This is a genomic window from Pectobacterium sp. A5351, from assembly GCF_028335745.1.
Lineage (GTDB): Bacteria > Pseudomonadota > Gammaproteobacteria > Enterobacterales > Enterobacteriaceae > Pectobacterium.
The window spans coordinates 4,185,410-4,202,486 of sequence record NZ_CP116477.1; the positions used below are offsets into that span (position 1 = coordinate 4,185,410).

Annotated in this window: 19 protein-coding genes; 11 read left to right on the forward strand and 8 right to left on the reverse strand. The window is 47.3% G+C overall.

Annotated elements, in window-relative coordinates; all coding sequences use genetic code 11:
• Positions 1-2: 2 nt before the first annotated feature.
• A complete protein-coding gene (locus tag O1Q74_RS19270; protein ID WP_271875097.1) occupies positions 3-728 on the forward strand; it encodes a hypothetical protein in 726 nt (241 codons plus the stop codon).
• Between the two features lie 60 nt (positions 729-788).
• Positions 789-1,763, forward strand: coding sequence for a hypothetical protein (locus O1Q74_RS19275; RefSeq protein WP_271875098.1), 975 nt, complete (start codon positions 789-791; stop codon positions 1,761-1,763).
• 123 nt (positions 1,764-1,886) lie between these two features.
• On the opposite strand, the gene O1Q74_RS19280 is transcribed toward O1Q74_RS19275, so the two are convergent.
• Complete coding sequence (locus O1Q74_RS19280) at positions 1,887-2,636, reverse strand: glycosyltransferase family 25 protein (protein ID WP_271875099.1); 750 nt, start codon at positions 2,634-2,636, stop codon at positions 1,887-1,889.
• A gap of 86 nt (positions 2,637-2,722) precedes the next feature.
• Here O1Q74_RS19280 and O1Q74_RS19285 point away from each other — a divergent pair, with 86 nt between their 5' ends.
• The 4 genes from O1Q74_RS19285 (at position 2,723) to coaD (ending at position 6,439) form a co-directional block, all read left to right on the forward strand.
• Entirely contained in the window at positions 2,723-3,487 is a 765-nt protein-coding gene (locus O1Q74_RS19285) for a glycosyltransferase family 2 protein (RefSeq protein WP_258883510.1), read from the forward strand.
• A 62-nt stretch (positions 3,488-3,549) separates the two neighbouring features.
• Positions 3,550-4,410 (forward strand): glycosyltransferase family 32 protein, encoded by an 861-nt coding sequence (locus O1Q74_RS19290; RefSeq protein WP_271875100.1) that lies wholly within the window; start codon positions 3,550-3,552, stop codon positions 4,408-4,410.
• 226 nt (positions 4,411-4,636) lie between these two features.
• Positions 4,637-5,914, forward strand: a complete 1,278-nt coding sequence (waaA, locus tag O1Q74_RS19295; protein ID WP_271875101.1) for a lipid IV(A) 3-deoxy-D-manno-octulosonic acid transferase — start codon at positions 4,637-4,639, stop codon at positions 5,912-5,914.
• 36 nt (positions 5,915-5,950) lie between these two features.
• A complete protein-coding gene (coaD, locus tag O1Q74_RS19300) occupies positions 5,951-6,439 on the forward strand; it encodes a pantetheine-phosphate adenylyltransferase (protein WP_271878990.1) in 489 nt (162 codons plus the stop codon).
• Positions 6,440-6,444: 5 nt separating this feature from the next.
• On the opposite strand, the gene O1Q74_RS19305 is transcribed toward coaD, so the two are convergent.
• The 5 genes from O1Q74_RS19305 to radC all read right to left on the reverse strand — a co-directional run bounded on the left by O1Q74_RS19305 (position 6,445) and on the right by radC (position 9,842).
• A complete protein-coding gene (locus O1Q74_RS19305) occupies positions 6,445-7,434 on the reverse strand; it encodes a glycosyltransferase (protein WP_271875102.1) in 990 nt (329 codons plus the stop codon).
• A 51-nt stretch (positions 7,435-7,485) separates the two neighbouring features.
• Positions 7,486-8,295: a bifunctional DNA-formamidopyrimidine glycosylase/DNA-(apurinic or apyrimidinic site) lyase gene (gene mutM / locus O1Q74_RS19310; RefSeq protein WP_271875103.1), complete on the reverse strand. Its 810-nt coding sequence runs from the start codon at positions 8,293-8,295 to the stop codon at positions 7,486-7,488.
• Between the two features lie 228 nt (positions 8,296-8,523).
• Positions 8,524-8,691 (reverse strand): 50S ribosomal protein L33, encoded by a 168-nt coding sequence (gene rpmG / locus O1Q74_RS19315; RefSeq protein ID WP_002442576.1) that lies wholly within the window; start codon positions 8,689-8,691, stop codon positions 8,524-8,526.
• Positions 8,692-8,702: 11 nt separating this feature from the next.
• On the reverse strand, positions 8,703-8,939 hold the full coding sequence (gene rpmB, locus O1Q74_RS19320) for a 50S ribosomal protein L28 (RefSeq protein WP_005967968.1): 237 nt from the start codon (positions 8,937-8,939) through the stop codon (positions 8,703-8,705).
• Positions 8,940-9,176: 237 nt separating this feature from the next.
• Positions 9,177-9,842, reverse strand: a complete 666-nt coding sequence (gene radC, locus O1Q74_RS19325; RefSeq protein WP_271875104.1) for a RadC family protein — start codon at positions 9,840-9,842, stop codon at positions 9,177-9,179.
• Between the two features lie 153 nt (positions 9,843-9,995).
• Between radC and coaBC the strand changes: the two genes are divergently transcribed.
• From coaBC to slmA, 3 genes are all read left to right on the forward strand, one after another.
• Positions 9,996-11,273 carry a bifunctional phosphopantothenoylcysteine decarboxylase/phosphopantothenate--cysteine ligase CoaBC gene (coaBC, locus tag O1Q74_RS19330; protein ID WP_442953108.1) on the forward strand — a complete coding sequence of 426 codons (1,278 nt, stop codon included), beginning with the start codon at positions 9,996-9,998 and terminating at the stop codon, positions 11,271-11,273.
• Positions 11,251-11,709, forward strand: coding sequence for a dUTP diphosphatase (dut, locus tag O1Q74_RS19335; protein ID WP_271875105.1), 459 nt, complete (start codon positions 11,251-11,253; stop codon positions 11,707-11,709). Before coaBC ends, dut begins: the two co-directional genes overlap by 23 nt.
• 129 nt (positions 11,710-11,838) lie before the next feature.
• Complete coding sequence (gene slmA, locus O1Q74_RS19340) at positions 11,839-12,435, forward strand: nucleoid occlusion factor SlmA (protein ID WP_271875106.1); 597 nt, start codon at positions 11,839-11,841, stop codon at positions 12,433-12,435.
• A gap of 50 nt (positions 12,436-12,485) precedes the next feature.
• Here slmA and pyrE read toward each other — a convergent pair whose 3' ends face one another.
• Positions 12,486-13,127 (reverse strand): orotate phosphoribosyltransferase, encoded by a 642-nt coding sequence (gene pyrE / locus O1Q74_RS19345; protein WP_271875107.1) that lies wholly within the window; start codon positions 13,125-13,127, stop codon positions 12,486-12,488.
• 58 nt (positions 13,128-13,185) lie between these two features.
• Positions 13,186-13,902 (reverse strand): ribonuclease PH, encoded by a 717-nt coding sequence (gene rph, locus O1Q74_RS19350; protein WP_271875108.1) that lies wholly within the window; start codon positions 13,900-13,902, stop codon positions 13,186-13,188.
• A gap of 205 nt (positions 13,903-14,107) precedes the next feature.
• On the opposite strand from rph, the gene ycjG reads away from it, so the two are divergent.
• Together ycjG and O1Q74_RS19360 are read left to right on the forward strand one after the other, a co-directional pair.
• Positions 14,108-15,073 carry an L-Ala-D/L-Glu epimerase gene (gene ycjG, locus O1Q74_RS19355; RefSeq protein WP_271878994.1) on the forward strand — a complete coding sequence of 322 codons (966 nt, stop codon included), beginning with the start codon at positions 14,108-14,110 and terminating at the stop codon, positions 15,071-15,073.
• Positions 15,074-15,121: 48 nt separating this feature from the next.
• A complete protein-coding gene (locus O1Q74_RS19360) occupies positions 15,122-16,993 on the forward strand; it encodes an ABC transporter ATP-binding protein (RefSeq protein WP_271875109.1) in 1,872 nt (623 codons plus the stop codon).
• Positions 16,994-17,077 lie beyond the last annotated feature (84 nt).

Sequence of the window (17,077 nt, forward strand, 5' to 3'; positions counted from 1 at the left end):
ATGTGGATCAACGTTTGGTTAATGCGCAGCGGCAAGTTTTTAATAAATTAGGCTTTCATATTGAACAACAAAATTGCCATAAGATAGATCATGCTGTATGGATGACAGAAATTTTTGACAATGCATCTGATGATGAAATAATTATCATTGTTGATATTGATTGTATTCCTTTAAACTCAGAAGCAGTACAAAAAGCAATAACCTCCGCACGTGATGGTCGTATTTATGGTTGTGCACAATCGGCTAATCATATTGACTATCATTTTATTTACGTAGCGCCCATGTTTCTTGCTTTAACAGGAAAAACATGGAGGGGTGTAGGACGCCCATCATTAATTGCGGATACCGAGTTTGATGTTGCTGGCAGACTAACATTAGCAGGAAAAAATGCCAAATACCCGATAGATTTTGTTTACCCAACAATATCTGCTGTACCTAAATGGTTATTAGGTGACAGTCATGTGTATGGGTTATTTACGATATATAATAACGATTACTTACATCTATTCGAGTCAAGAAATAAATTTCTTATCGAATGTTTTATCGATTTATCTGATGAAATAATTCGAGATGGCGATAATATAGATTATCGAAAGTATGTAATAAAAGCATCAATAGAAAGTCACAATATATATTTAAAAAATCACCTAGATAAGAAAAGCATTTTAGGAAAGATAAAAAGAGAGTGGGTCCGTTTCAAAAAACGCAGGCTAGTTAAAAATCATTAAAGATAAAGAATTATAGCCTCTCTAAAATATAAAGTTAAAAAATTTAAATTTGGTAACATCATGAAAATAATATTTCACGAAAATCAATTGTGCTATAGAGGAACAACCAATGCAATGTTCCATTATGCATTAGAAAATCAACGAGTCCTAGGAAATGAGTCTATAATTATATATGAAAAAGATAATCCAAATAATTTCCCCCAAGCAGTTGAATTATTCAAAAAAAACTTTTCAGTATATAGTTACTCTCACCTTTCTGAAATAAAAAAAATAATAAAAGAGACGCAATCAGATGTTTTATATGTAATAAACTCAGGTAAAAAATCTGATGTAATTAGTGATGATATTAAAACTGTCGTTCATGCTGTTTTTAAAAATCATGAGCCGCATGGTGATGTATATGCTTATGTCTCAAAATGGCTTTCAGATGAAATGACGTCAGGTAAGGCCCCCTATGTACCTCATATGATATCCTTACCTGATAACGAATCAGATCTGAGAGCCACCTTAGGAATTCCTAAGGACGCAATTGTTTTCGGTAGACATGGCGGCGCAGACACATTCGATATAAAATTTGCTAAAAACATTATTAAGAAAATATCAAGAAAGAGGAAGGATATATTTTTCTTATTTCTCGGAACAGATCCGTTCGTTAAAAATAATTTCTTCTATAAATATGATAATATTATTTTCCTTAATGGAACATCAGACCCGAAATATATATCAAAATTTATAAATACATGCGACGCTTATCTTCACGCTAGAACTAGCGGAGAAACATTCGGTATAGCTATTGGTGAGTTCTCGATAAAAAACAAACCGATTATAACATGGGGGTTATCTGATGAACGTTGTCATCTTGATATACTAGGAGATAGGGCAATAATATATAATAACGCTGATGACCTTCACCGTATAATCAGTGAATTTGATAGAGAGTATATGAAAAAGCAAGATTGGGATTGTTATACTAAAGAATTTAACAAATTTTCAGTCATGGAAAAATTTGATAATACTTTCCTAAAAAACAATTGAATATAAAAATGGGTATACATAAAGTAAACTGTAAATAGTTTAACTAACAATATTATGAAATACATCCACTACTCTAAAAACGTTTTTATTCATGCATTTTGAATAGTGGTTTTTATATAGTCATTAAGCCTTTTCTTTTTTAAGAAAAACCCTTCTGATATATTTATGATAATATTTTATCACATAATAGAAAGATTGCTTTTTTATTACTCCCATTTGATATTTTTCTTTTTCATTTAACAACAATAATCTTTCAGCCTCTATGGAAGACAGCGATTTATCAACATCATATGCCTTGACTAATTCTTTATTCAACGCATAAACTTTTAATAAAGATACTTGATAAAACCATAGCCACGCATCAGCCACTAATATTACAGGATTATTTATTCGTATAAGTTTTTTAGCAGCCTTACTTGAAATAATATATCCATGAGTACATGATGCATTATAAACCTCATAAAAAAAATACTCTTGGGTGATACTTATTTTTCTATTAGTAAATCTTAATCCTGAAGGGTATAGTAAAAAAACATCACCTTGTCTCTTATCTTTAATATTTAAAAATTGTCTTAAAAACACATTAATATCTTGGGGGATTTCGACATCATCTTCTAAGATGAGAGCATAATCGATGTTATCATCTACTATTTTTTTATATATTTTCTGATGACTCAGTGCACAACCTATTTCGCCTTTAGAAAGATAATTAATACTAACAGGGTTAACTTTTGCACTCAATTCACTATCATTTAGCTCTCTTCCATCAACTGCACTAATTATTTCATAATCAAGTTTAGCTTTTCTGCATTCATCCTGTATCTGATCTTTTTTATTTTTATCTCTTTCCAAGTTTACTACGAATGTCTTCATGGTAATTACCTTATGATAATATTAATTGATTAGCGTATATCAATAACAATGAAAAAATCAAGAGTAACTTACATCATAGGTGTAGTATGAATAAAAAATTATCCATAATAATAATCACAAAAAATGAATCCGAACTAATAGAAGAGTGCCTGCAATCTGTTGGCTGGGCAGATGAAATCATTTTAGTCGATTCTGGCAGTACAGATAACACTGTAGAGATCGCACATCGATATGGCGCAAAAGTCTATCAACACGATGACTGGCCGGGGTATGGTAAACAAAGGCAGCGTGCACAGGGTTATGCCAGCGGAGACTATATATTCTTTATTGATGCTGACGAAAGAATTACTCCCGAACTGCATCAATCAATTGAACGCGTGTTATCCAAACCCAACCTAGATGATAAAATCATTTACTCTTGCGCTCGGCGAAATCTCTTTCTTGGCCGCTTTATGAAGCATAGCGGTTGGTATCCCGATAAAGTCATTCGACTCTATGCCAACCAGCGCTATAAATATAATGACAACCGCGTGCATGAATCATTGAATTGTGGCGACGCACCTATCCAGCACCTATCTGGAGACCTTAAACATTTGACCTGTCGTGATTTTTCAGCATTTCAGGAAAAACAGTTACGCTACGCTTCAGTATGGGCAAAAGAGCGTTATGAAAAAGGTAAATCGTGTAACTATACCTCTATTTTCACTCATACTATTTTTTCATTTTTAAAAACCTGGATATTAAAATGTGGTTTTTTAGATGGAAAACAAGGATTACTGCTCGCATTTGTTAACGCTCAATATACATTTAATAAGTATACTTATTTATGGTCACTGAATAATAAAAAATAAAAATTATCATAAATATTATTTTTTCGAATAAGTTTTAATTTTACACCAAGGACGATACAGCAATGAAAATACCTAAGAAGATTCATCAAATATACACAAAAGGCATAAATAAACTGCCTGAAGAAATTTTAGTATCTATAGAACAATTAAAAGAGATGAATCCAACGTGGGAATACTTTTTTTATGATGAAAAAAGAATAATTGAATATATAGACAAGCATTATGGAAAAGAGATGCTGAATCTCTATTTAAGCATCGAACCAAAGTATGGTGCAGCTAGGGCTGATTTATTTCGCTATTTATTGATTTATATCGAAGGCGGTGTTTACCTCGATATTAAAAGCTCGTGTTTGAACCCACTTAATGATGCCATTGCAGAAGATTGTGAGATATTGCTATGCAGTTGGGACAATAAAGCGTGTGGTTGTGATAAAAACATGGGGATACACAAAGAGTTGGGTTTCTTAAAATGTGGGGAATATCAACAATGGAACATAACCTCAGTACCCAGGTCTCCTTATATCAAATCTGTAATAGACGAAGTTATTCATAGATTAAAAATTTACAAACCTTGGATTTATGGTGTAGGAATGAAAGGCGTATTAAATACTACAGGCCCAATTCCATTTTCCATTGGCATTGAAAAAATCAAGAAAACCGATTTTTTCCATCATGAAGAAAACCATCGGAACATCGGATTTAAATACCGTAATGTTACCAACGAGATAATAAATAAATTTAATAGAAACCATTACAGCAAATTAAAAGACTCCATTGTTATTCTGGAAGGAAAAGATAAATTATATTATCGATTATGGTTATTTTTTATTTATCCACTGCAACGACTAAAGAAAAATATTATTAATGAAAGCAAAGGTGTTATAAGAAAAATGAAACGTATCTTACGCAAAAACTCAAAATAGATACAAACGTCTCATAAGTAAGGTGAGTGTGGATTATAGTTGGCTCTTCTGTCTTGTTCGGTTGTCCGTTTCCCGTATTAGATTCAATGCCTGCGAAAATTGCGTGCATCTGCCAGCGATTTTTAGGAAAATCGGCTGAGGAATAAACAACACCCGTTTTACAAATAGCCTTATCCTCACGAACCCGATAAAATCACCCCAGCGATAACCGATAACAGTAAACCTTATGCTACAAACTCTCTACACCATTATCCTGTATCTCATCCAACCGTTGATTTGGCTTCGCCTGTGGCTTCGTGGCCGCAAAGCACCCGCCTATCGTCGGCGCTGGGGTGAACGTTACGGCTTTTGTGCAGAGAAGGTTAAACCAGACGGTATCATGCTGCATTCGGTGTCGGTGGGTGAAACGCTGGCTGCCATTCCCTTAGTAAGGGCTCTGCGCCATCGTTACCCCAATCTGCCGATCACAGTAACCACCATGACACCAACTGGCTCTGAGCGCGTACGCTCCGCTTTTGGTGATACGGTCTATCACGTTTACCTGCCTTATGATTTGCCCAGTGCTCTGAAACGCTTTTTTGACCAGGTTCGTCCGAAAATCGTCATCATTATGGAAACAGAGCTATGGCCAAACCTAATTGCAGAGCTGCATAAACGTGACATTCCGCTGGTTATTGCAAACGCAAGGCTGTCAGAGCGATCTGCGGCGGGTTATAAGAAAATAGGGAAGCTAATGCGCCATATCTTGCAGCGCATCACCCTCGTTGCCGCACAGAATCAGGAAGACGGGAATCGATTTATCGATCTTGGCCTGAAGCGCTCAAGCCTGAAAGTAACTGGCAGTCTTAAATTTGATATTTCCGTGACACCGGAACTGGCGGCACGAGCGGTGACATTACGCCGACAATGGGCACCACGCCGCCCGGTATGGATCGCCACCAGTACACACGAAGGCGAAGAAGCGATCGTTCTGGCCGCTCACAGGCAGTTGCTTAGTACCTACCCTGATTTATTACTGATTCTTGTGCCTCGCCATCCGGAACGTTTCGCCACCACTCAATCATTGGCGGAAAATCTGGGATTCACCTACACGCTGCGCAGCAGTGGTGAACAGCCTTCAGCCAGCACTCAGGTCGTGATTGGGGACACCATGGGTGAGCTGATGCTGTTGTACGGCATCGCCGATCTGGCTTTTGTCGGTGGAAGTTTGGTTGAACGAGGCGGGCATAATCCACTAGAAGCCGCAGCCCATGCTATTCCGGTATTGATGGGGCCACACACGTTCAATTTCAAAGACATCTGTAACAAGCTAGATCAGGCCGACGGATTGATTACCGTGACCGATGCAGACTCGCTTGGAAAAGAAGTAGGGAAACTGCTCGCTGACGAAGACTATCGTCTCTACTATGGTCGACATGCCGTGGAAGTGTTACACCAAAACCAGGGCGCACTACAGATGCTGCTTACGCTCCTGGAACCTTATTTGCCCCAGCGGACGCAGTAAAATCGCTACTGAGACAGTGAATGAAGGGCTAACGTGATGACAACCAAAGCGATTTATCCTGGAACGTTCGATCCATTAACCAATGGTCACTTGGATTTACTGACGCGTGCATCACGGCTGTTCGATCATGTGGTACTGGCCATCGCCGCCAGTCCAAGTAAGCGCACGCTTTTCACACTGGATGAACGCGTGGCGCTGGCAAAAGGGGCGACACAGCATTTATCGAATGTCGACGTTATCGGCTTCAGCGATCTCATGGCACACTTCGCACAGCAGCAAAACGCCACTATCCTCGTACGCGGTTTGCGAGCCGTTGCCGATTTCGAATATGAACTCCAGCTCGCGAAAATGAATCATCACCTGATGCCTACGCTCGAAAGCGTTTTTCTGATGCCATCGGAAGAGTGGTCGTTTATTTCATCTTCCCTAGTCAAAGAAGTCGCTCGTCACGGCGGTGACGTATCACATTTCTTACCCGATGCCATCGTTAGTGCGTTGCAAAGCAAACTATCAAAGACGATATAGAGGCATCATTTTTTCGTTGAATAGAGGTAAACCGTAAAATTGAAACGTACGGCATACCAAAAATCATTCAATGAGCCCATCCCCTTAAATAAATTCCAACCAATCCCCGTAGCAAGAAATTTTTGGGCTAATGGTTTCCGGATATCAGGCGATGATATTTTTTTACGCAACATACCAAAAAAATGGCGACTCTCTCGGTTAGCATGACGAATTAACGCTTTATTTAAAGTAGCGTTATCTTTGTTCTGAACCGCGAGAGAAATCAGCCCCTGCATGATATCAATATAGCTGTTTGCTCTACGTGTTATTTTCTCAATGGATGATGATTTTGTGATCGAATTCGTATTGCCAACGCGATAGCCATAACCCATTTTTTCACAGAAACCGACTCGCTTGGCTACCAACGCTAAATTCGCCGTCCATAGAATGTCTTCATGCATCATGCCTGGAATAAATTTTAACTTATTCAGTAAAATGATATCGCGGCGTATTAGCTGCAACCAAGCAAAGTGGCACCATTCGTTATTTTTTACACTACGAATGATCCACTCGTCTCCGCTGGTTACCTCACCCCATGGTTGTTTGGTCTGAAGAGGCTCTTTTATTTCTCGCTCAGGGCTTTCGCTAAACTTAAAACCGTTACCTATCAATAAATCAAGACGCTGTTCCTTCGCTTTTTCGAACCACGTCGATAGCGTGTCTTTTTCCAACCAATCATCGCCATCAACAAATGCGATCCATTCACCATTCGCGTGCTGAATCCCCGTATTTCTCGCTTCAGATAATCCTCTATTTTCCTGACTTATAATAATCAGATTTGTAGTCGACTTGCCTATCTCATTCAATTTCACAAGGCTGTCATCCGTGGAACCATCATTGACCGCAATAATTTCAAAAGAGACATTATCCTGGGCAAGCAACGACGAAAAAAGAGGCTCGATAAACTCTTCGCAGTTATAGATAGGAACAATGACGCTAATATCCACACGACTCATAATGCCCTCTGAGATTTTTTATATTTAGGCTGTAAAAACTGAAAAATAGTATTACTTCTGGCAGCGGCGACAGAAAAATGTACTGCGTTGCCCGTGTTTCGCGGTTTCGATCGGCGTCCCACATGTCCGGCAAGGTTCACCATTGCGGCCATAGACTCGCAGTTCCTGAGCGAAATAGCCGGGCTTACCGTCTGACTGCAAAAAGTCGCGCAGCGTCGTTCCACCTTGCTCAATCGAAAGCTGTAGCACCTGTTTAATCACGTTCACTAATACGGCTGCATCGTTTTCATTTAACGATCCGGCGGCTCTGTCAGGGTGGATACCCGCAGCAAACAGCGATTCGCTCGCATAGATATTGCCTACGCCAACCACCACTTTGTTATCCATAATCCACTGTTTGATTGCCGCTTTTTTACCGCGCGAGGACTGATAGAGATAGTCCGCAGAGAATTCCGCCTCTAACGGCTCCGGCCCCAGATGCGCCAATACCGAGCAGGTTTCTGGATTATCCGTCCACAGCCAGGCGCCAAAGCGCCGGGGATCGGTGTAACGCAGCACTTTGCCACTGTCCATCACCAAATCAACATGATCGTGTTTCTCCGGCTCGCTATATTCCGGCAGTACCCGCAGGCTGCCCGACATGCCGAGATGCACAATAATCCAGCCGCGAGTCAGTTCAATCAGCAGGTATTTTGCCCGCCGACGCACGCTGAGCACCGGCTCATCGCTCAGCGAGAGGATCTCAGCCGATACCGGCCAGCGCAGGCGCGTATTCCTGACCTCAGCATACAGAATGGTATGATCGACAAGATAGGGTGAAATCCCCCGACGACTGGTTTCAACCTCAGGTAATTCAGGCATGTACGTCTCCTGATAAAGGTGGCTAGATTAGCATAAACAACATTTTCATAAACGACAGGATACCCTCTGTGACAGGCAGCAAGACAGAGGACACAACGGAAACAGCGTAACGCCTGACGTATTTTACCCGCAGTATTTACCACAAAACAGTTAAACCAAATCGACACGCTGGCTGGCAAATGGCGAAAAAAAACCCGACCAAGGCCGGGTTTTATCAAGAAGCAGAAATTACTTAATTTTAGCTTCTTTGTAGACAACGTGCTGACGAACAACTGGATCGAATTTCTTCAGTTCCAATTTTTCCGGTTTAGTACGTTTGTTCTTCGTAGTGGTATAGAAGTGACCAGTACCAGCAGAAGAAACCAGCTTGATCTTCTCGCGAACACCCTTAGCCATGATTCAGTTCCTTAATACTTTTCACCACGGGCACGCAGATCGGCCAGAACCGTCTCAATACCCTTCTTATCAATAACACGCATACCTTTAGCAGATACACGCAGTGTTACAAAGCGCTTCTCGCCTTCAACCCAGAAACGGTGTGAATGCAGGTTCGGCAGAAAACGGCGTTTGGTCGCATTCAGTGCGTGGGAACGGTTGTTCCCGGCCACCGGACGCTTGCCAGTAACTTGGCAGACTCGGGACATGTCTATTCTCCAAAAATCAAATCAGCTCGAGCTTCGTATAGGGTTTGGCCGCCTCGTCAGGCTTTAGAGCCCATCTCAGCAACTTCACTGAAAAGACTCTGTCATCAGGATAAACCTGCTGAGATAGGCTCTTAACGCCACACCCAAGATTCTCAAAGGTGGCGTAGTATACGCTCTGAAGCGTAAGTGCTCAAGTCCCGAACAGCTAAAGATCCCACTGGATCGCGGAAATATCTGTTAAATCCAGCCGCGTTCGGCAAAAGAAACGTATTCGCCATGCCCAATAACCAAATGATCGAGCACGCGGATCTCCATTAACTGACAGGCTTTAACAATCTGTTCGGTTATCGCACGATCCGCCTGACTCGGCTCCGCTTTTCCCGACGGGTGATTATGCGCCAAAATCAACGCCGCGGCATTTGCCTTTAGCGCTTCACGCACAATTTCACGCGGGTGTACTTCCACGCTGTTAATCGTACCAACAAACATCTCCTGATGGCGAATAACGTGATGCTGATTGTCTAAAAACAGGACTAAAAAGACCTCACGCTCGCGCCGAGACAAGAGCAACTGCAAATACTGGCCTGTCGCCTGAGGGTTCAGCATCGCATCCTCTTTCGCCAGACGAGAAAAAAACAACCTACGCGACAGCTCTGCAATCGCCTTGATTTGCGTATATTTCGATATTCCTACGCCTTTGGCGGTATGAAATGCGGATTGATCGGCTGTCATCAGCTGATATAACGACCCGAATTGCGCCAACAACGCTTCCGCCAGCTGCATCACATGCACGCCTGGCAACCCTGTGCGTAAAAAAATCGCCAACAGTTCCGCATCCGTCAGCGATTCAGCCCCTAAACGCACCAGTTTTTCACGCGGTGCCAATCCCTTTTCCCAACCCATCACCCTCTCCCTATACCGCTCGATGGCATCATGTCACGCCCGTAAAAACAGGACGATCGCGGCGATAAAAGGCTGCGAAGCGCTTCGCAATCTTCTTAGGTAAACAGTCGCGACAACCTTAAGATTCCTATCTGGCTGCAAGGTTATGGTAAAATGGCACATCTTCTGACTTTCAATCGGACCATGATGATGACGGAATTTTCCAGCCTGAATGCACTCGTCGGCAAACGAATCGTGCTGGGTATCAGCGGCGGCATCGCCGCGTACAAGTGCCCGGAACTGGTACGGCGCCTGCGCGATGCCGGAGCCGACGTACGGGTTGTCATGACATCTGCCGCTAAAGCTTTCATCACTCCGCTGACGCTACAAGCTGTCTCCGGTTATCCGGTATCAGACGACCTGCTTGACCCCGCGGCGGAAGCCTCAATGGGCCACATTGAACTGGGGAAATGGGCTGATTTAGTCATTCTCGCTCCGGCCACCGCCGATCTGATCGCTCGCGTCGCAGCCGGTATGGCGAACGACCTGCTGACCACCCTTTGTCTGGCGACCTCTGCCCCCATCGCCGTTGTCCCTGCGATGAATCAGCAGATGTACCGCGCAGAGCCCACGCAAGACAACCTGCGCACGCTGGCCGCTCGGGGTTTGCCGATCTGGGGACCGGATAGCGGTAGCCAGGCGTGTGGCGATGTTGGGCCAGGCCGTATGATCGACCCGCTGGAAGTTGTTGGGCTGGCGCAGCGTCATTTTTCTGCCATCAACGATCTGCAACATCTGAACATTCTGGTCACCGCCGGGCCGACGAGAGAAGCGCTGGACCCGGTTCGCTTTATCACCAATCACAGCTCCGGGAAAATGGGCTTTGCTATCGCGCAGGCCGCGGCAGCTCGTGGCGCGAAAGTCACACTGGTGAGCGGTCCGGTGTCACTCGCCACGCCGCAGGGCGTCACACGTATTGATGTCGGCAGCGCGTTGGAGATGGAGCACGCGGTAATGGAACACGCGGCCCAGCAGCACATTGTGATCGGCTGCGCGGCGGTTGCTGACTATCGCGCCAAACATATCGCCGATGAGAAGATTAAAAAACAGAACCAGCAGGGCGATGAAATGACTCTCACTCTGGTTAAAAATCCAGATATTATCGCCGGTGTCGCCGCCATGACGAAAAATCGTCCTTATGTTGTCGGGTTTGCTGCCGAAACCCAGAATGTGGAAGAATACGCCCGGCAAAAACTGGCGCGTAAAAAGCTGGACCTGATTTGCGCGAACAACGTCTCTCTTTCCGGGCATGGTTTTAACAGTGAAACCAATGCGTTACACCTTTTTTGGCAAGGAGGAGACGTACCGTTGCCACAGTGTGACAAACGTCTTCTTGGCCAAAAATTAATCGACGAGATTATCAGCCGTTATGATGAAAAAAATCGACGTTAAGATTGTTGACCCACGCGTTGGGCAGCAATTTCCGTTACCAACCTATGCGACACCGGGTTCTGCCGGGCTCGATCTGCGTGCCTGTCTGGATCAGGCGATTGAACTCAAAGCAGGGGAAACTACGCTAATCCCAACCGGACTGGCGATTCACATTGCCGATACCGGACTCGCGGCGGTGATCCTTCCTCGTTCTGGGCTGGGCCACAAGCATGGCGTGGTACTGGGGAATCTGGTTGGGCTGATTGATTCGGACTATCAGGGGCAACTGATGGTGTCCGTCTGGAATCGTGGTCAACAAGCATTTACGGTTGAGCCTGGCGAGCGCATCGCGCAGATGGTCTTTGTGCCCGTCGTTCAGGCCGAATTTAATCTGGTCAACGATTTCGTCGGCAGCGAACGTGGAGAAGGCGGCTTCGGCCACTCCGGCCGTAGCTAACGCGCTCCAGCCACCCCATAGTGTAAAAAATTCCTATAAGCCACAGCGCCTATCTATCCAAAAAGAAATGGCGACTGTGGCGCTACCGGGTGCTTGTCAGTCAAATATTTAGCAAGGGTCTTTTCAGACATGGCAGAAAAAGAAAGTACGAAAAGGAACCGCCGCGAGGAAATTTTGCAGGCGCTGGCACAGATGCTGGAATCCAGCGACGGCAGCCAACGCATCACCACGGCAAAACTGGCTGCGAACGTTGGCGTGTCCGAAGCGGCACTCTACCGGCATTTCCCCAGTAAAACGCGGATGTTTGATAGCCTGATTGAATTTATTGAGGATAGCCTGACCACCCGCATTAACCTGATTCTGCAAGACGAAAAAGAAACGTTTAATCGTCTTCGTCTGATTTTGCTGCTTATTTTGGGGTTTGCGGAACGGAATCCGGGTCTGACTCGCATCATGACCGGCCACGCGCTGATGTTTGAACAGGACCGCTTGCAGGATCGCATCAACCAGTTGTTTGAGCGTATTGAATCGCAGCTACGTCAGGTGTTACGCGAGCATAAGCTGCGCGGCGGACAAGGTTTTCAGCATGACGAAACGCTGTTGGCCAGCCAGTTGCTGGCATTTTGTGAAGGGATGCTGTCGCGCTTTATTCGCTCTGAATTCCGCTATCGCCCGACGCAGGAATTCGACACCCGTTGGCCGCTGTTAGCCGCCCAACTGAACTAAACACCGCTTTTACCCGCCAGACATCTCTGGCGGGTTCGTGACTCACAACGTTAAATCCCGTACTGCTCACGATAGGCTTTCACCGCATCCAGATGCGCCGCCATATCCGGTTTTTCCGCCAGATAAGTAATCAAATCCTTCAGCGTAATAATCGAAATCACCTTGCACTGATAGTCGCGTTCAACTTCCTGAATCGCGGATAAATCAGCACGACCGCGTTCCTGACGATCCAGCGCAATCATCACACCCGCCAGCGTCGCCCCATGTGCACTGATGATCGCCATAGACTCGCGAATCGCCGTTCCTGCCGTAATTACGTCATCCACCAGCATCACGCGGCCCTGTAATGGGCTGCCGACCAGACTACCGCCCTCGCCGTGATCTTTGGCTTCTTTGCGGTTAAAGCAGTATGGCAGGTCGCGATCGTGATGTTCTGCCAGCGCTACCGCAGCGGTGGTAGCAATCGGAATGCCTTTGTAAGCCGGCCCGAACAGCAGGTCGAACTCTACACCGGAATCAACCAGCGCTTCGGCATAAAAACGCCCCAGTAAGGCCAGATCGCGCCCGGTATTAAACAGCCCGGCATTGAAGAAATAGGGGCTGATGCGCCCGGATTTCAGGGTAAATTCGCCGAACTTCAATACCTGCTTGCTGAGTGCAAACTCAATAAACTGGCGCTGGTAGGCTTTCATTACGGCATCTCCTCGTCTTACGAATATAAAAAAAGCGACCCATTGGTCGCTTATAAAATCAATCAATTAAGGCCGCTTTCTGCGCCTGAACGATGGTCTCGATTCCCCCTCGGGCCAGAGCCAGTAGGGTGAGTAATTCTTCGTGGCTGAACGGCTCGCCTTCGGCAGTCCCCTGCACTTCAATCATGCGGCCATCTTCGGTCATCACCACATTCATGTCGGTTTCAGCGGCGGAATCTTCCACGTATTCCAGATCGCACAGCGCTTCGCCATTAACGATACCGACGGAAACCGCCGCGACCATACCTTTCATCGGGTTCTTCTTCAGCTTGCCGTTGGCAACCATTTGGTTCAGCGCATCGGCCAGCGCCACGCAGGCACCAGTGATAGACGCCGTACGCGTACCGCCGTCCGCCTGCAAGACGTCGCAGTCGAGCGTAATAGTGTATTCGCCGAGCACTTTCAGGTCGATTGCCGCACGCAGGGAGCGCGCAATCAGGCGCTGAATCTCCAGCGTGCGCCCGCCCTGTTTGCCTTTAGCGGCTTCGCGGGCGTTGCGGCTGTGCGTCGCACGCGGCAGCATGCCGTATTCGGCGGTGACCCATCCTTGCCCCTGGCCTTTCAGAAAGCGCGGGACACCCTCTTCTACCGTGGCATTGCATAACACTTTGGTGTCGCCAAATTCGACCAAAACGGAACCTTCGGCGTGTTTCGTGTAATGACGGGTTAATTTGAGGGGGCGTACTTGCTGTGCACTTCGGCCTGTTGGGCGCATGGCTCATCTCCGGCGGGTCAATGAAAACTGGCGCGTATTATACACGAAATCCTGCGCGTTGCGGCAAAGCGCAACCAGAAAGCCATACCTTGAACGTAGGGTATAACCTGAGGTTATACCCTACTGATGAACAAGTATTCGTCAGTGATGATGCATCATGAAATAGTCCGTTCATCCCCTGAGCGTTGATGAGAAAAAAATCATGATGCGGCATATGCAAATTGAAACCGTCAATCTGCCACTAGCCCGTCCTATGGCGGCTGAGAACGGTACGCGTCGCGCGGTTACCGTTATCCGTGTCGCGCTAGAAGAAAAAGGATTTATTGGACAAGGTGAATGTACGCCTGTCGCCCATTATGGCGAGTCCGCCGACAGCGTATGTCGCCAGCTCTCAGCGATCCGTGAGGCAATAGAACACGGCCTGACCATCGAACAACTCCAGAAAGACTTAGCGCCAGGTGCGGCCAGAAATGCATTGGACTGCGCGCTGTGGCGACTCAACACCGCATTGGAAAAACAAACGCTGTGGCAGCGTCTTGGCATTTATCCCCCTACATCCGTGGTCTGTGCGCAAACGTTGGCGCTTGATAGCGTGGAGAAAATGGCCGCCGCCGCATCCAATGCTGTTTCCCACGGCGCCCTGCTGCTGAAAATTAAACTGGATCGCGAACTGATTCTGGAGAAAGTCGCCGCCATTCGTGCCGCCGCGCCCAACGCCAAATTGATTATCGACGCAAGAGCAAGCTGGAGCGGACTGGATTTACATAGCCTGTCCACAGCCCTGCTGCCTTATCAGGTCGCCATGATCGAGCAACCGCTTCCTGTCGGTAAGGACGAAGATTTGCAGCGTTTTTCCCACCCGATTCCCATCTGTGCGGATGAAAGCTGCCGCCACAGCGGTGACATCGTCGGGTTACGCCGTCGTTACGACATGATCAACATCAAGCTGGACAAATGCGGCGGACTGACCGAAGCACTGGCAATGGTGCGTGAGGCTCACTTTCACGGACTGCGCATTATGGTCGGCTGCACGCTGGGCTCATCAATGGCGATGGAAGCCGCCCTGCCTGTCGCAGCCGATGCTGAACATGTCGATCTCGACGGCCCTATTTGGCTGGCCGCTGACAGCTCGCCTTATCTGACCTATAACCTTGGCCGAATCTGGCTATGACGCAATTAACAATTGACGTAATTAACTACACCATCAACCGGAGTGACCATGACGGATATCATGCACGCGGGTGCCGCCACAGCACCCGGTAACGCCCCCAGACCTGTACTGGAAATCGACGATCTGAGCGTCAGCTTTAGTGGCCGTTCCGGCACGCATCAGGCGCTAAAAGGCATTTCCTTTACCGTGAATAAAGGGGAAGTCGTCGCCGTGGTCGGCGAAAGTGGTTCAGGCAAGTCCGTGACGTCACTCACCGTGATGGGGCTGCTGGCGGACTCTGCCAACATCGAACGCGGCGCACTCCGTTTTACCGCACGCGACGGTCAGCAGCATGACCTGTTGAGCATGAAAGCGGAAGCACGCCGCAAGCTGCGCGGCCGCGATCTCGCCATGATTTTTCAGGAACCGATGACCTCGCTCAATCCGGTGCTGAAAGTTGGCGACCAGCTCACCGAAGCGCTGCTTGACCATAAGCTCTGCGATGCCGCCAGCGCGGACCAGAAAGCCCGTGAACTGCTGCACAAGGTGCGCATCGCGGACGTCGATCGCGTGATGAAAAGCTACCCACACTCGCTGTCCGGTGGGATGCGCCAGCGTGTGATGATCGCACAGGCGCTGGCCTGCGATCCGCAACTGCTCATTGCCGATGAACCGACCACCGCGCTGGATGTCACCGTGCAGGCGCGCATTCTGCAAATCCTGCGTGACCTGCAACAACAGAGCGACATGGCGGTGCTGTTTATTACGCACGATATGGGCGTGGTGGCGGAAATCGCCGATCGTGTGGTGGTGATGTATCGCGGCGAGATCGTGGAACAAGGTTCCGTCGAGCAGATTTTCGCTGCACCACAACACCCGTATACCCAATCACTGCTAGCCGCCGTACCGAAACTGGGCGACATGCGCGATAGCCTCTGGCCGAAGCGTTTTCCTTTATTGGGGCAGGCTGCCGACCCGGAAAATAGTGAACAAGTCACCGCGCGCTATGATGCCGAACCGCTGTTGGATATTCGCGGGCTGCGGGTGTATTACCCCATGCGCAGCGGGATTTTATCCACCGTAACCCACCATGTTCATGCGGTCGAGCAAATCGATTTCAACGTCTGGCCGGGCGAAACGCTGGCTATCGTCGGGGAAAGTGGCTGCGGCAAGTCCACCACCGGGCGCGCCCTTCTGCGTCTGGTACAAAGCGAAGCTGAGAGCATCCATTTTCAGGGCAACGAAATTTCCCAGATGAAAGAGCGTGATTTCCAGCCGCTGCGTCGGGAAATGCAGATGGTGTTCCAGGATCCGTATGCCTCACTCAACCCACGCCTGACGGTCGGCTTCACCATCGCCGAACCGCTGCTGCTGCACGGGCTGGTGAAATCGCTGGAAGAAGCGACGCCACAGGTACAAGCGCTGTTGAAAAGCGTTGGTTTGCTGCCTGAGCACGCGCGCCGTTATCCACACGAATTTTCCGGCGGGCAGCGTCAACGCATCGCGATTGCCCGTGCGATGGCGCTACAACCGCAGGTCATCATTGCTGATGAAGCCGTGTCGGCGCTTGATGTGTCCATTCAGGCGCAGGTCGTCAACCTGATGATGGACCTCCAAAAGAAAACCGGCGTGTCGTGGATTTTCATCTCGCACGATATGGCCGTTGTCGAGCGTATCGCCAACCGCGTCGCGGTGATGTACCTCGGCCAGATTGTGGAGATCGGCCCGCGCCAGTCGGTGTTTAACGACCCGCAACACCCGTATACCCGCCGCCTGTTGGCCTCGGTTCCCATTGCCGACCCAACGCGTCGCGGCACACGCCAGTTTGACGACAGTGAAATCCCCTCTCCTTTGCGTAAAGCAGGTGAGGCCGTCGCCAAAACGCGCTACCGAGAGGTCGCGCCGCAGCACTGGGTTGCCGACAACGAATCGGCAGCCTGAAACACGACGTCATGACAAGAAAATAGCCACAAAAAATAGCCATAAAACACAACGTTTTTATAAAACACAACACACGTTCATTGC

Coding starts and splice junctions, on each gene's coding strand:
- coaD (WP_271878990.1), top strand. CDS start 5,951: ATGACAACCAAAGCGATTTATCCTGGAACGTTCGATCCATTAACCAAT.
- rph (WP_271875108.1), bottom strand. CDS start 13,902: ATGCGCCCAACAGGCCGAAGTGCACAGCAAGTACGCCCCCTCAAATTA.
- pyrE (WP_271875107.1), bottom strand. CDS start 13,127: ATGAAAGCCTACCAGCGCCAGTTTATTGAGTTTGCACTCAGCAAGCAG.
- O1Q74_RS19275 (WP_271875098.1), top strand. CDS start 789: ATGAAAATAATATTTCACGAAAATCAATTGTGCTATAGAGGAACAACC.
- mutM (WP_271875103.1), bottom strand. CDS start 8,295: ATGCCTGAATTACCTGAGGTTGAAACCAGTCGTCGGGGGATTTCACCC.
- O1Q74_RS19285 (WP_258883510.1), top strand. CDS start 2,723: ATGAATAAAAAATTATCCATAATAATAATCACAAAAAATGAATCCGAA.
- waaA (WP_271875101.1), top strand. CDS start 4,637: ATGCTACAAACTCTCTACACCATTATCCTGTATCTCATCCAACCGTTG.
- dut (WP_271875105.1), top strand. CDS start 11,251: ATGATGAAAAAAATCGACGTTAAGATTGTTGACCCACGCGTTGGGCAG.
- rpmG (WP_002442576.1), bottom strand. CDS start 8,691: ATGGCTAAGGGTGTTCGCGAGAAGATCAAGCTGGTTTCTTCTGCTGGT.
- O1Q74_RS19280 (WP_271875099.1), bottom strand. CDS start 2,636: ATGAAGACATTCGTAGTAAACTTGGAAAGAGATAAAAATAAAAAAGAT.
- rpmB (WP_005967968.1), bottom strand. CDS start 8,939: ATGTCCCGAGTCTGCCAAGTTACTGGCAAGCGTCCGGTGGCCGGGAAC.
- O1Q74_RS19305 (WP_271875102.1), bottom strand. CDS start 7,434: ATGAGTCGTGTGGATATTAGCGTCATTGTTCCTATCTATAACTGCGAA.
- coaBC (WP_442953108.1), top strand. CDS start 9,996: ATGGCACATCTTCTGACTTTCAATCGGACCATGATGATGACGGAATTT.
- slmA (WP_271875106.1), top strand. CDS start 11,839: ATGGCAGAAAAAGAAAGTACGAAAAGGAACCGCCGCGAGGAAATTTTG.
- ycjG (WP_271878994.1), top strand. CDS start 14,108: ATGCGGCATATGCAAATTGAAACCGTCAATCTGCCACTAGCCCGTCCT.
- O1Q74_RS19290 (WP_271875100.1), top strand. CDS start 3,550: ATGAAAATACCTAAGAAGATTCATCAAATATACACAAAAGGCATAAAT.
- O1Q74_RS19360 (WP_271875109.1), top strand. CDS start 15,122: ATGACGGATATCATGCACGCGGGTGCCGCCACAGCACCCGGTAACGCC.
- radC (WP_271875104.1), bottom strand. CDS start 9,842: ATGGGTTGGGAAAAGGGATTGGCACCGCGTGAAAAACTGGTGCGTTTA.